At 69.3% G+C, this 12,244-nt stretch carries 12 protein-coding genes and 4 tRNA genes; 8 read left to right on the top strand and 8 right to left on the bottom strand.

Annotated elements, in window-relative coordinates:
- Positions 1 to 125 precede the first annotated feature (125 nt).
- A complete protein-coding gene (locus BJP65_RS01310) occupies positions 126 to 533 on the bottom strand; it encodes a PPOX class F420-dependent oxidoreductase (protein WP_070409789.1) in 408 nt (135 codons plus the stop codon).
- A gap of 150 nt (positions 534 to 683) precedes the next feature.
- Between BJP65_RS01310 and BJP65_RS16420 the strand changes: the two genes are divergently transcribed.
- Both BJP65_RS16420 and BJP65_RS01305 read left to right on the top strand, forming a co-directional pair.
- The gene (locus tag BJP65_RS16420) at positions 684 to 866 is read left to right on the top strand and encodes a hypothetical protein (protein WP_156458880.1); all 183 of its coding nucleotides are present in this window, start codon (positions 684 to 686) and stop codon (positions 864 to 866) included.
- 448 nt (positions 867 to 1,314) lie between these two features.
- On the top strand, positions 1,315 to 1,524 hold the full coding sequence (locus BJP65_RS01305) for a hypothetical protein (protein ID WP_055940262.1): 210 nt from the start codon (positions 1,315 to 1,317) through the stop codon (positions 1,522 to 1,524).
- Between the two features lie 150 nt (positions 1,525 to 1,674).
- Here the strand turns inward: BJP65_RS01305 and BJP65_RS01300 are convergent.
- From BJP65_RS01300 to BJP65_RS01290, 3 genes are all read right to left on the bottom strand, one after another.
- Positions 1,675 to 1,746 (bottom strand) — tRNA-Val (locus tag BJP65_RS01300).
- 26 nt (positions 1,747 to 1,772) lie between these two features.
- Positions 1,773 to 1,843 (bottom strand) — tRNA-Cys (locus BJP65_RS01295).
- A gap of 65 nt (positions 1,844 to 1,908) precedes the next feature.
- Positions 1,909 to 1,980 (bottom strand) — tRNA-Gly (locus BJP65_RS01290).
- Positions 1,981 to 2,143: 163 nt separating this feature from the next.
- Between BJP65_RS01290 and BJP65_RS01285 the strand changes: the two genes are divergently transcribed.
- Positions 2,144 to 2,216, top strand: a tRNA-Val gene (locus BJP65_RS01285).
- A 266-nt stretch (positions 2,217 to 2,482) separates the two neighbouring features.
- The gene (locus BJP65_RS01280; protein WP_181015962.1) at positions 2,483 to 4,564 is read left to right on the top strand and encodes an acyltransferase family protein; all 2,082 of its coding nucleotides are present in this window, start codon (positions 2,483 to 2,485) and stop codon (positions 4,562 to 4,564) included.
- A gap of 3 nt (positions 4,565 to 4,567) precedes the next feature.
- Here the strand turns inward: BJP65_RS01280 and BJP65_RS01275 are convergent, their stop codons facing one another.
- The 3 genes from BJP65_RS01275 to zapE all read right to left on the bottom strand — a co-directional run bounded on the left by BJP65_RS01275 (position 4,568) and on the right by zapE (position 7,637).
- Complete coding sequence (locus BJP65_RS01275) at positions 4,568 to 5,086, bottom strand: type II toxin-antitoxin system PemK/MazF family toxin (RefSeq protein WP_083285646.1); 519 nt, start codon at positions 5,084 to 5,086, stop codon at positions 4,568 to 4,570.
- A 72-nt stretch (positions 5,087 to 5,158) separates the two neighbouring features.
- Positions 5,159 to 6,433, bottom strand: a complete 1,275-nt coding sequence (locus BJP65_RS01270; protein WP_055837263.1) for an ammonium transporter — start codon at positions 6,431 to 6,433, stop codon at positions 5,159 to 5,161.
- A 166-nt stretch (positions 6,434 to 6,599) separates the two neighbouring features.
- Positions 6,600 to 7,637: a cell division protein ZapE gene (zapE, locus tag BJP65_RS01265; RefSeq protein WP_055837261.1), complete on the bottom strand. Its 1,038-nt coding sequence runs from the start codon at positions 7,635 to 7,637 to the stop codon at positions 6,600 to 6,602.
- Positions 7,638 to 7,757: 120 nt separating this feature from the next.
- Between zapE and BJP65_RS01260 the strand changes: the two genes are divergently transcribed.
- Entirely contained in the window at positions 7,758 to 8,660 is a 903-nt protein-coding gene (locus BJP65_RS01260) for a sulfurtransferase (RefSeq protein WP_070407984.1), read from the top strand.
- Between the two features lie 34 nt (positions 8,661 to 8,694).
- Positions 8,695 to 9,135: a SufE family protein gene (locus BJP65_RS01255; protein WP_181015961.1), complete on the top strand. Its 441-nt coding sequence runs from the start codon at positions 8,695 to 8,697 to the stop codon at positions 9,133 to 9,135.
- A 43-nt stretch (positions 9,136 to 9,178) separates the two neighbouring features.
- On the opposite strand, the gene BJP65_RS01250 is transcribed toward BJP65_RS01255, so the two are convergent.
- On the bottom strand, positions 9,179 to 10,396 hold the full coding sequence (locus tag BJP65_RS01250) for a S9 family peptidase (RefSeq protein WP_055940271.1): 1,218 nt from the start codon (positions 10,394 to 10,396) through the stop codon (positions 9,179 to 9,181).
- A 25-nt stretch (positions 10,397 to 10,421) separates the two neighbouring features.
- Between BJP65_RS01250 and BJP65_RS01245 the strand changes: the two genes are divergently transcribed.
- Both BJP65_RS01245 and BJP65_RS01240 read left to right on the top strand, forming a co-directional pair.
- Positions 10,422 to 11,012, top strand: coding sequence for a DUF3000 domain-containing protein (locus BJP65_RS01245; protein ID WP_055837908.1), 591 nt, complete (start codon positions 10,422 to 10,424; stop codon positions 11,010 to 11,012).
- The gene (locus BJP65_RS01240) at positions 11,005 to 12,201 is read left to right on the top strand and encodes an HRDC domain-containing protein (protein ID WP_070407983.1); all 1,197 of its coding nucleotides are present in this window, start codon (positions 11,005 to 11,007) and stop codon (positions 12,199 to 12,201) included. The genes BJP65_RS01245 and BJP65_RS01240 overlap by 8 nt, the downstream gene beginning before the upstream one ends.
- Positions 12,202 to 12,244: the final 43 nt, after the last annotated feature.

Genomic DNA, 12,244 nt, shown 5'->3' with positions numbered 1-12,244 from the left:
TCGACCGGTTCTTCACCACTAACGTCTCGCGAATGCCCGGGAGCCGAAAACCCCCTTGCGTCGTCGTGCGGTTTCCGGCTAGGCCGTGACGTTGCGCGGCCTTCTCGCCGATCCGCGCTCCGTGCTCAGCGCGAGATGCGGATGATGACGCGGTCGCCGGGCTTGCGCTGGACCCGGCGCACGAGGGCTTCGAATCCGAGGATCAGCCGGTACTGCAGACGATACTTGCGGCGCAGGGCCGCGTCGGCGTGCGCGTCGTCGGTCGCGGCCGCAGCGATGCGGCCGTGCGCCTCGACCGTGATGGCATCCGGCTCCACCGCTCCCATCCGACTGCAGGGGCGCAGGGTCACCCGCTGGTCGTTGCGCAGGCGCTTCACCTTGCCCGTGTTGCGCTCGCTCGTCACGACGAGCTCGTCGCCGTCGCGGGCGACCCACACCGGAACCGCGACGAGGGCGCCGTTCTTGCGATAGGTGCCGAGGGAGACGAACGGGGATGCCGCGATCTCGCGCCAGAGGGTGTCGGGAACGGTCATGTCGCCCACGGTACTGCGCGGTCCCCGCGCACTCACCGGGGTTGCGCTCGTCGATGAGTGTTCCCGGACCGATCGCGCGCGCCCTGTGCACTTCGCGCACATGTCGTGGGAGCGCTTCCATGGTACAGATGAACACTCTACGGTGAGGACATGGGGAGCTATGTGGTGCCGCGCGTGGGGGCTGTCGTGGTGTCGTTGCACACCCACGAGTTCGGGCTGTCGAACGACTCCGTGACGCTGCTGACGGCTGTGCGGCGCCCCGGCGGCCAATCGGTCGACACCGTCGCGCACGAACGCGTCGCGCAGTACCTGGAGAGCATCGGGGTGCTCTGATCCCGACGTCGAGCGACCGGGACGTGCAACCTCAAGGTCGACTGAAGAGAACCTCAAGGTGGGCGCAAGTCTGCCCGCTACCCGTCCCCCACTTGGGGGACATGCCCTAGCGTCAGAACGTTCCCGCCGTCAGGCACTTCACCAGCCCCCCTTACTGGCGGCGGGAACGATTCCCCCCTCACCCAGATCCGCCGTGCGCCCCGCGCACCGTGTGTCATCGTGCGCCCCGCGCGCCGTGTGTCATCGCGCGACACGCAGCGACGGAGGAGAGGGGTCCGTGTCCCCCATTTGGGGGACAATCGTGTAGCCTCGTCAAGGCTCCCGCCCCGCCCCCTCGGCACCCCCCTGCCTGGGGCGGGAGTCTCCACCTCGGATTCCCGGGTGCGCCGGTGGGATATCCCCCTCCCGGCGGAGGTCGCCGTCGATGGTCCTGCCTATCGTGGGGCTCATGACGGACAAGAAGGACACTCCCCCGCAGATCGCCGGGTGGCTCTTCCTCGCGGCGATCCTCGCCTTCGCCTCGTCGTCTCTCTTCGACGGGGAGGGGCTGTGGCGGTGGAACGTGGTGGTGCTCGGTTTCGCGTTCATCATCATCGGTTGCGTGCGCCTCGGCGTCGAGCTGGGCGCCCGTCGTCGGCGCAAGCCGCCGGAGGCGTGAAACCGGCTCGAAGCGGGTCGCTCCCCCACGGCACGGTGCCGGCACTCGTCGACGGGATGCCGATCTCCGGCGAATCGCGATCGTCGAGGGCGCCGTGTCGCAACGCAAAAAACCCCCGGAAGTCCGGGGGTTTTCGACGATACTGAGCTGTGCGCGATACTGGGATCGAACCAGTGACCTCTTCCGTGTCAGGGAAGCGCGCTACCGCTGCGCCAATCGCGCCTATACAGGCTGTTCTGTTATGAGCGAGGTGGCGACGGGATTCGAACCCGTGTAAACGGCTTTGCAGGCCGGTGCCTAGCCGCTCGGCCACGCCACCGTGTGTGGTTCGACCCACGTGTCGTGATCTTCCGTCGGTTTCCCTGACGAAGATCTCTTCACTCGAGCGGATGACGAGATTCGAACTCGCGACCCTCACCTTGGCAAGGTGATGCGCTACCACTGCGCTACATCCGCATTTCGTTCCCGGGGCTTGCCCCGAGCACTCGTAAGACATTACCTGATCTGAGCGCCGGCGCAAAACGGGGCGCGCCCCGCGCGTGTCTCGATCGGCCGCGCGGCCCGTGGTTCGGAGCACTCCTCGGCATCCGGTACGATCGATGAGTCCCGTACGAGATGCGGGCGATTGGCGCAGTTGGTAGCGCGCTTCCTTCACACGGAAGAGGTCGTCGGTTCGAGTCCGGCATCGCCCACCGAAAAGCCCCCGGTCCGCCGGGGGCTTCTTCATTTTCGCCGCACATTGTCGTCGACCCGAGAAGTCCGACGTACGGCGAACGCCCCTGCGATGGGCGAGGCGGTGGGTGAACCGCCGATCTATCCGGAGCATGGCCTCGCCGCCGCCAGCGGGTGACCTGCCGGGCCCACCGGCACAGAGGAGAAACGTCGACGCGTCCCTCATCCGTGCTTCTCGGCTTGTTCGAGAGCCGAGAGCAGCGCTCCCGCTTCTTACGCTGTGCGGGTGTCTTCCGCCATACCGCGCGCCGTCGATCCTTCCGGGCCGGCAACCTCGACGTTCCTCCCCCACGTGCAGGGCCTTCGCGCCATTGCCGTGCTGGCCGTGGTGGTGTTCCACGTGTGGCCGACGGCCCTCCCGGGCGGCTTCGCAGGAGTCGACGTTTTCTTCGTCATCTCGGGCTTCCTCATCACCGCGCACCTGGCTCGGGAGATCGCGGGCACCGGAACCGTGCGCCTCGCGCGGTTCTGGGCGCGACGCGCACGAAGACTCCTGCCCGCCGCCCTGACCGTCCTGGTGTTCTGCGCCGTCGTCGTCTCGTCGCCCTGGTTCGTCCCGGTCGCAGCGATGCCTTCCCGGCTGAAGGAGATCCTCGCCTCGACGTTCTACGTCGAGAACTGGTATCTCGTCGCCACCTCGGCCAACTACCTCGGACACTCGGGGGATCCGACCCTCGCGCAGCATTACTGGTCGCTGTCGGTCGAGGAACAGTTCTATTTCGTCTGGCCGCTGCTGCTGGTGGGAGCGGCGCTGCTCACTCGGCGGGCTGGCCGTGCGGGGCGCGGGGTCCTCCTCGCAACTGTCGGGACTGTCACGGTCGTCGGGTTCATCGCGTGCGTGTGGTTCACCGCCGTCGATCCGGCGGCGGCGTACTTCGCGACCTTCACCCGGGTATGGGAGTTCGGAGTCGGCGGTCTCCTGGCCCTGTTCCCGGGCCTGCGCGCCGTACATCCCGTCGTCCGCTTCACGATCGGTTGGGGCGGGGTGGCCGCTCTCGTGGCCTCGTTCACACTCTTGAACGGTCAGATGGATTTCCCCGGATATCTGGCGCTCGTCCCGGTCGTCGGGGCCGCGCTGGTCATCGCCGCCTCCCCCGCGGGGCGGCCGTGGTTCGCGACCCGCGTGATCGCGCTCCCGCCCTTCTCGTTCCTGGGCGCCATTTCCTACAGCCTGTACCTCTGGCACTGGCCCCTCATCCTCGTCGCTCCCGCTCTGCCCTTCTGGACGGGCGACCTCGTCCAGCGTCTGGGGCTGTTGATCGTCACAGGGAGTGTGGCCTGGGTGACGCAGCGCTTCGTAGAGGAGCCGATCCGCGCCCTCCCCGCCCTCGTCTCCGCCCGTCCGCGCCGGACGCTCTGGATGACCGCCGGTGCGATGGCGGGCGTCGCGGTCCTTACCGTGGGGCTGGCTGCGGTGGCGATGCCGCGCTACGACGCCGCACGCCAGGAAATCATGGCCGCCCGCGCCGCCCCCACGGACTGCTTCGGCGCAGCCGCCGTGCTCGACTCATCGTGCGCGTCGGCCGGTTTCGAGACCTACACGCCCTCCGCCTCGGCCATGGGTATGGACGCTCCCTCAGCCGGCGAATGTCTCGTGCAGTTCGACGGCGACGACGCCCGCACCTGCACGCGGGGATCCGAAGCGCCCGGCGCCCCGGAGGTGCTCCTGATCGGCGACAGCCACGCGTTCCAGTATGTCGACGCGCTGGCGGACATCGCGGAGCGCGAGGGATGGCGGCTGACCACACTCTTGAAGGGTGGTTGCCCGTGGAGCACGACCCCGCTCGCCGACGACGGCCCGTTCGGCTCCGCCTGTGACACGTGGCGAGCACAGGTCGCCGACACGCTGATGCGCCGCGAACCGGCAATGATTGTCACCACGGCCTTCTCGGGCACCTCCTATGCCACGGCGGGGTTCTCTGAGGCACAGGATGCCGCCGTGCGCGGCTTCCGAGCGGCCTGGGCGCCGGCAGCGACCCGAGGCATCCCGATCGTCGCCCTCGTAGACAACCCCGCTCTCGAGACGAATCCCGCCGTATGCCTCCTCAACCGTGCGCCGAGCGACTGCTCGACCGAACGGCGCACCGCGCTCCCCGAAGACGAGCCGTTCGCGCGCGCGGCGAGGGGATTGCCATCCGTCCGCGTGCTCGATTTCACCGACGTCTACTGCGATGCGACGACGTGTTCGCCCGTGATCGGTGGCGCCGGGGCCTATCGCGACGCCGACCACCTCACGGCGAGTTTCGTCGACTCGCTCGCCCCGTGGCTGGGCGCCTCCCTGGTCTCGACGCTCGACCGTCGGGAATGAAGTTCACTCCCGACGCCACCCGTGTCGGGCGGCCAGGGCGGAAGCGATGGCGTTGAACCGCTTTCGGTCGAGGGCGGCGGCTTCGCGCCGCATGCCGACGTCGTAGACGAGGTACAGCTGCTCGATGTCCACCCATGAGGGTCGCCCCTGCGGGTCCCATTCCCCCGTACCGAGTGCGAGGTACTGCCGGTCGCCCTCGTGCGATTTGCTCGTCAGACGCACGGCATACGCGCTGCGGGCATCCGCTCGGCTGATGATGAGGACCGGCCGATCCTTGCCCCGGCCGTCACGCTCTTCGAAGGGCACCCAGGTCCAGACGATTTCGCCCCCGTCGGGCGCCTTGTCGCGTTCGGGAGCATACGACAGGGTGAGGCGCCGTGGCGGGTCGATCTCGATGGTCCGAGCGCCCGCGGGAGAGGGCGTCGGCGGCACCGGGTCGGGGCGCGGTCCCCGAGGTGGTGCGGCGGTGGATGGCCGCAACATCCCGAGCAGCGCCGACACGAGACGAGACGTGGTTCCCATACCCACACCCTAGGCACGCAGAACGGGGCGCCACCGACGAATCGGTGACGCCCCGTTCGGGGTGAGGCGGTATCAGCCGCGCACGTCCGAGAGCACGTAGCCCTCTTCGCCGTGCACGACGGTGTCGATGCCGGCGATCTCGTCTTCGTTCTTCACGCGGAAGCCGATCGTCTTCTCGATCGCGAGACCGATGACGAAGGCGAGCACGAAGGAGTACACCAGCACCGCAAGGGCGGCGATCGCCTGAACGACCAGCTGGTTGAACGAGCCGCTGTAGATGAGGCCGGTGTTGTTGGCGAAGATGCCGAGGTACAGCGTTCCAATCAGACCACCGACGAGGTGGATGCCGACCACATCGAGCGAGTCGTCGAAGCCGAGCTTGAACTTCAGCTCGATCGCCAGGGCGCAGACGGCACCGGCGACAAGGCCGAGCACGATGGCCCAGACGGGCGTCAACGCGGCACACGCCGGGGTGATGGCGACGAGACCCGCGACGGCACCCGAGGCGGCGCCGACCGAGGTGGGCTTGCCGTCCTTGATCTTCTCGACGATCAGCCAGGCGAGAAGAGCGGCGGCAGGGGCGGCGATCGTGTTGACGAAGGCCAGAGCCGCGGTGCCGTCAGCGGCGAGCTCGGAGCCCGCGTTGAAGCCGAACCAGCCGAACCACAGCAGACCCGCGCCCAGCAGCACGAACGGCGGGTTGTGGGGGACGTGGGCGCCCTTCTGGAAGCCGACGCGCTTGCCGAGCACGATCGCCAGGGCGAGGGCTGCGGCACCGGCGTTGATGTGCACCGCGGTTCCACCGGCGAAGTCGATCGCCCCGACGCCGAACACGTCCTGAAGGCCCTTGGTGATCCAGCCGCCGTACGAGAACGAGCCGTCCTCGGCCAGGCCGAAGTTGAAGACCCAGCTGGCGACGGGGAAGTAGACGACCGTGGCCCAGATGCCGGCGAAGATCATCCACGCACCGAACTTGGCACGGTCGGCGATGGCGCCCGACACGAGCGCGACGGTGATGATCGCGAAGGTCGCCTGGAAGGCGACGAAGGCGAGCGGCGGGTAAGCGGCGCCCTCGGGGGTCTCGAGCACGCCCGTGAGGCCGAGTTCGTTGAAGTCGAGCATCCAGGGGAAGTTGGTGACCCCGGAGTCGGTTGCGGGGAACGCGATGGCGTATCCGTAGAGGACCCAGAGGACCCCCATCAGACCCATTGCGCCGAAGCTCATCATCATCATGCTGATGACGCTCTTGGCCTTGACGAGGCCGCCGTAGAAGAACGCGAGTCCTGGCGTCATCAGCAGCACGAGGGCGGCTGCTATCAGGATGAATGCGGTGTTGCCTTGATCCATCTCGGAGGGAACCTCTCTGCAGGGACGCAGGTAAAGCGTCGGGTCCCCTCAGTGTCGTCAGCCCGGGTTACCGTCGTCGTTCGCCTCGTGTTACCGGCGGGTTACAGCAGGCCCGCCCCGGTAAACATCACGTTTCGTCGGGCTGAGAGGCGGTGATGAGAGAGCCTCAGGAGTGCGTGAGCGCGACCAGGCGCGAGACGGCGCGCAGGTACTTCTTGCGATAGCCGCCCCCGAGCATCTCTTCGCCGAACACCGTGTTCAGCGGCACGCCGGTGGCCCGGATCGGGATCTGCGCGTCGTACGCGCGGTCGATGAAGGCGACCAGTCGCAGCGCGGCCGACTGATCGTGCAGCACCTCGACGTCCCGCAGGCCGATGGTGTCGACACCGTCGATGAGGCGGATGAAGCGCGAGGGGTGCACGCGGGCGAGGTGGGCGACGAGGTCTGAGAACGCGTCGTCGGATGCCACTCCCCCGGCCGCCGCGGCATCGATCGCCGCACGGTAGTCGTCGTCCGACAGCACCTTGGCGGAGCCGTCGATGGCGCGCTGGCGGAAGTCGGTGCCGTCGATGCGGATCGTGCGGAAGCTGTCGGACATCGACTGGATCTCGCGCAAGAAGTCCTGGGCGGCGAACCGTCCCTCGCCCAGGGCGTTGGGCGGGGTGTTCGAGGTGGCGGCCAACCGGGTGCCGGATGCCACGAGCTCGCCGAGAAGTCGCGTCATCACCATCGTGTCGCCCGGGTCGTCGAGCTCGAACTCGTCGATGCACAGCAGGTCGGATCCGCGGAACAGCTCGACGGCCTTGGCGTAGCCGAGCACGCCGACGAGGGCGGTGTACTCGATGAAGGAGCCGAAGTACTTCCGGCGCGCGGGCATGGCGTGGTAGATCGATGCGAGCAGGTGCGTCTTTCCGACGCCGAAGCCGCCGTCGAGATAGACGCCGGGTTTGACGGCCGGAGCCTTCTCGGCCCGGCGGAAGAATCCGCCCTTCTTCGCCGGAGCCGACTGCTTGCCGGCGAACGCCTGCAGCAGTTCCTTCGACTCCTGCTGCGACGGGTACGCGTCGTCTGCCCGGTACGACTCGAAGGTCGCGCCGTCGAACTGCGGGGGCGGTACCAGGGCGTTCACCATCTCGGCACCCGTGACCGCGGGCTCGCGGTCGCCGAGGTGGATGAGGCCGGTCGTCGCGGGCGTAGAAGTCATGGTCGTCCTGTGTCCGAGTCTTACGAGAGGGGTGCTGGCCCCGACACAGCCGATCTAGGGTCGGAGGTGCGGTGTCCACCCTATGCCGCCGCATCCGACACCCCGACCGAGGAGACACCTGTGACCGTCGAGTTCGACACCACCTCCCCCAAATTCGCCGACTACGCCGAGCCCGGTCGGCTCGTCACCGGCGATTGGCTTCAGGAACGCCTCGGTCAGCCGGGCCTGGTCGTCGTCGAATCCGATGAAGACGTGCTCCTCTACGAGGTCGGTCACATCCCGGGCGCGGTCAAGGTCGACTGGCACACCGAGCTGAACGACCCGGTCGTGCGCGACTACGTCGACGGAGAGGGCTTCGCGGAGCTGCTGAGCCGCAAGGGCATCTCGCGCGACGACACCGTCGTCATCTACGGCGACAAGAACAACTGGTGGGCCGCGTACGCCCTGTGGGTGTTCTCGCTCTTCGGCCATGAAGACGTGCGCCTGCTCGACGGCGGACGTGACAAGTGGATCGGCGAGGGGCGTCCGGTCACGACCGACAAGACGGTCGTCGAGCCCACCGACTACCCCGTGGTCGAGCGCGACGACTCCCTCCTGCGCGCATACAAAGATGACGTGCTCGCGCACCTCGGCAACCCGCTCATCGATGTGCGCTCCCCCGAGGAGTACTCCGGCGAGCGCACCACCGCGCCCGCCTATCCCGAAGAGGGCGCGCTCCGCGCGGGCCACATCCCGAGCGCCCAGAGCGTGCCGTGGGGCAAGGCGGTCGCCGAGGACGGCGGGTTCAAGTCGCGCGCGGAGCTGGATGCCATCTACCGCGACGGAGCCGGACTGGCCGACGGCGACAAGATCGTGGCGTACTGCCGCATCGGCGAGCGCTCGAGCCACACCTGGTTCGTGCTGAAGCACCTGCTCGGCTTCGAGGACGTGCGCAACTACGACGGGTCGTGGACCGAGTGGGGCAGTGCCGTGCGCGTGCCGATCGTCGCGGGGTCGGAGCCGGGCGAGGTGCTCGCGCGCTGACCGCGGTCGTCGCGGGCGTGGGAAGATGACGGAGATGTCCGACAACGCCCTCCCCGCCCGCCTCGCCGAGATCCGCGAGGAGTTCCTCGAGCTCGACGAGCCCGACCGGTTGCAGTTGCTGCTGGAGTTCTCGCAGGAGCTGCCGGCGGTGCCGGCCGAGTACGCCGACCACCCCGAGATGCGTGAACGCGTCGTCGAGTGCCAGTCGCCGGTGTACATCATCGTCACGGTCGACGCCGAGGATCGCGTCGCGATGCACGCGACCGCTCCCGCCGAGGCGCCGACCACGCGCGGGTTCGCGAGCATCCTGTCGCAGGGGCTCACCGGGCTGAGCGCCGACGAGATGCTGGCCGTGCCCGACGACTTCCCGCAGAGCATCGGGTTGACGCGCGCGGTGAGTCCGCTGCGCATCGCGGGGATGACGGGCATGCTCATGCGCGCGAAGCGTCAGGTGCGCGCGAAGCGCGCCGGCTGAGACCCGCCGAACGCGTGCGCTCGGCGAGCGCACGGGGAGGTGTTCAGTCCTCGGGATCGCCGACCGCGAGGCCCTGGGCGCGCACCCACGAGCGGATGGCATCCGTCCACCGCATCTCGTCGTAGTTCCACAGCTTCGTGTGGCGTGCCACCTCGAAGGTCTCCATGGTGACGAGGTCGGGCCGCGCGGCCGCCAGGGCGTGCGAGGCGTCGGCGGGGACGAATCCGTCGTCGTCGCTGTGCAGCAGGAGCACCGGGTGCCGCAACTCGGCCGCCCGCGCGACTCCATCGAGGCGGTCGAGCGGGATCGGTTCGCCGCTGCCGAGCAGGGCGGCGCCCCAGGTCGACCCGATGAGGTGCTGGGCGAGGCCGAACACCGGTGCGGGCAGGCGCATCAGGCGCCCCTGATAGGCGAGGACGGTGCGCCAGTCGACGACGGGCGAGTCGAGCACGAGACCGGCGATGATGTCGCCGTGCGGCGAGTCGAACGCCGCCTGGAGGGCCAGGGCTCCGCCCATCGACCAGCCCATCACGATGACGCGGCGCGCGCCGTGCGCGCGGGCGTACCCGATCGCGGCATCCAGGTCGTGCCATTCGGTCGCCCCCAGCGCGTACGTGCCGGTGGCGCTCGGCGCGGCCTCGCCGTCGTTGCGGTACGACACGACCAGGCTCGTGATGCCGAGGTCGTGGAAGACGGGGACGGCCCGCAGCGTCTCGGCGCGCGTCGTGCCGCGCCCGTGCACCTGGATGACCCACACGTCGGTGTCGGCGGGCGCCGGGAACTCCCAGGCGGGGCAGGCGCCGACCAGGGTGTCGATCGTCACCGAACGCACGGGGAGGTGAAGGTCTTCCGGCTGGTCGTAGTACCAGCCGCTGAACGCGGCCTCGGGCGCCAGGTCGCCGTCGGCGGGCACGTGCGTCAGCAGCTTGCGGGTGACGGTCGTCGCGTCGCTGCCGACGATGGACCCCACCCGCAGGTAGTCGACGCTCCCCACGGTGAAGAGGCCGTACCGGCCGGGCAACTCGGTGTCGGGGGTGCGGTCGAGGGTGATCGTCTGCGCCGCCGCATCGACCGAGGCGATGCGCACGTTCGGAACCCGACCGGCGGGCGTGACCACGGTGCGGGCGACGCGCAACGACACCGCGGCGAGGGCCGCGGAGGACACCCCGAGAGCGAGGGAGAGGGAGGACAGGGCGAGGCGCACACCGGCGACCGTGCGCCGCGATGCGCGCGGACCCGCGGCGCGCCTGGGAGCGTTCATCGTGGCCTCACTCTAGTCTGTGGCCGTGACTGACCAGCGCCCCGGGGACGCCGCCAGCCCCTTCGTGCGCGCGGGCGACGAGGTGCGCGCGACGATGTTCCGCGACGATCTGGTCGTGCGCGAGATCGCCTCCCCCGCGGGACTGGCGCCCTTCTCACTCGCGCTGGCCGGCGATGTGCGGCCCGAGGAGCACGCGACGGATTCGCCCTTCGGCACCGGGCGTTTCATCCTGTTGCACGACCCCGAGGAGCCCGAGCCGTGGGGTGGGGCGTGGCGCATCGTCTGCTTCGCGCAGGCACCGCTCGAGCCCGAGATCGGCATCGACCCGCTGCTCGCCGACGTCGCGTGGTCGTGGCTCATCGACGCCCTCGACTCGCGCGGCGCGGAGCGCCACTCGGAGTCGGGCACCGCTACCAAGACCCTCTCGACCGGCTTCGGCGCCCTCGCCGCGCAGGGCGAGGGGTCGCAGATCGAACTTCGCGCGTCATGGACGCCGCGCGGTCCCTTCCGCCCGCACCTCGAGGCGTGGGCGGAGCTTGTGTGCATGCTCGCCGGCCTCCCCCCGGGGTCGGAGGGTGTTGCCGTGTTCGGAGCCCGGAGGCCCACGCGTGGTTGAGTACATCGTCATCGAGGATGCCGCGGGGCTGAGCTCCGCGTGCGAGAGTCTGGCGGCGGGCACGGGTCCCGTGGCCGTCGACGTCGAACGGGCGTCGGGTTTCCGCTACTCGCAGCGGGCCTACCTGATCCAGGTGTTCCGCCGCGGCGCCGGAGTGTTCCTCTTCGACCCGTCCACCATCGACGACTTCGCGCCCCTGCAAGCGGCGATCGGCGATGCGGAGTGGGTGTTCCACGCGGCGAGCCAGGATCTCCCGTCGCTGCGGGAACGGGGTCTCGAGCCCCCGCACATCTTCGACACCGAGTTGGGCTCGCGCCTGTTGGGTCACGAGCGCGTCGGCCTCGGGGCCGTGGTGGAGCACACGCTCGGCATCACGCTGGCCAAGGCGCACTCGGCCGCCGACTGGTCGACGCGTCCGCTTCCGGCATCCTGGCTCGAGTACGCCGCTCTCGACGTCGAGCACCTGATCGACGTGCGCGACGTGCTGGTCGCCGAGCTCGAGGAGCAGCAGAAGACCGAGTTCGCCCGCCAGGAGTTCCAGGCGGTGCTCGAGCGTCTGCCCAAGCCCGCGCGTGAAGACCCGTGGCGCCGCCTCAGCGGCCTGCACTCGGTGCGCGGTCGACGATCGCTCGCCATCGCCCGCTCGCTCTGGCAGGCGCGCGAAGACTTCGCGCGGGAGCAGGACATCGCCCCCGGGCGACTCGTACCCGATCGCGCTCTGGTCGCCGCCGTGATGGCCGACCCGGCGACCAAGCAGGCCCTCGCGGGCATCAAGGAGTTCAACGGCCGAGCGAGCCGGACGCAGCTCGACCGGTGGTGGAACGCCATCGTCGCCGGGCGTGAGGCGACCGAGCTGCCCGCCGACCGGGTGCCGAGCGATACGCTTCCCCCTCCCCGCGCGTGGGTCGATCGCAACCCCGATGCCGACCGCCGTCTGAAGGCGGCGCGTCCCGCCGTCGAGGAGCGCGCCGAAGCGCTGCACATGCCGACCGAGAACCTGCTCACCCCCGAGACGTTGCGCCGCGTGGCGTGGACTCCCCCCGCCGAGCTCACGGCCGACGCCGTCGGCGCGGCGCTGGCGGAGTGGGGTGCTCGACCCTGGCAGATTGATCAGACCGCACAGGTGATCGCCGATAGCTTTGTAGCTTCCCTCAACACGGAAGACGACGTCCCCGTCGCGGATTCGTAGGTTCGGACAACCGATTCTCGGGCGCCGAACCGCCTTCCTAGGC

It is taken from the genome of Microbacterium sp. BH-3-3-3, assembly GCF_001792815.1.
Classification (GTDB): domain Bacteria; phylum Actinomycetota; class Actinomycetes; order Actinomycetales; family Microbacteriaceae; genus Microbacterium.
This window is presented reverse-complemented; position numbering and strand designations above follow the sequence as displayed.

Excerpts from the sequence above, each read along its gene's own strand:
- BJP65_RS16420 (WP_156458880.1), top strand. The coding sequence starts at position 684 with ATGGGGAGCTATGTGGTGCCGCGCGTGGGGGCTGTCGTGGTGTCGTTG.
- BJP65_RS01250 (WP_055940271.1), bottom strand. The coding sequence starts at position 10,396 with ATGAACGCTCCCAGGCGCGCCGCGGGTCCGCGCGCATCGCGGCGCACG.
- BJP65_RS01270 (WP_055837263.1), bottom strand. The coding sequence starts at position 6,433 with ATGGATCAAGGCAACACCGCATTCATCCTGATAGCAGCCGCCCTCGTG.
- BJP65_RS01275 (WP_083285646.1), bottom strand. The coding sequence starts at position 5,086 with ATGGGAACCACGTCTCGTCTCGTGTCGGCGCTGCTCGGGATGTTGCGG.
- BJP65_RS01310 (WP_070409789.1), bottom strand. The coding sequence starts at position 533 with ATGACCGTTCCCGACACCCTCTGGCGCGAGATCGCGGCATCCCCGTTC.
- zapE (WP_055837261.1), bottom strand. The coding sequence starts at position 7,637 with ATGACTTCTACGCCCGCGACGACCGGCCTCATCCACCTCGGCGACCGC.
- BJP65_RS01255 (WP_181015961.1), top strand. The coding sequence starts at position 8,695 with ATGTCCGACAACGCCCTCCCCGCCCGCCTCGCCGAGATCCGCGAGGAG.
- BJP65_RS01305 (WP_055940262.1), top strand. The coding sequence starts at position 1,315 with ATGACGGACAAGAAGGACACTCCCCCGCAGATCGCCGGGTGGCTCTTC.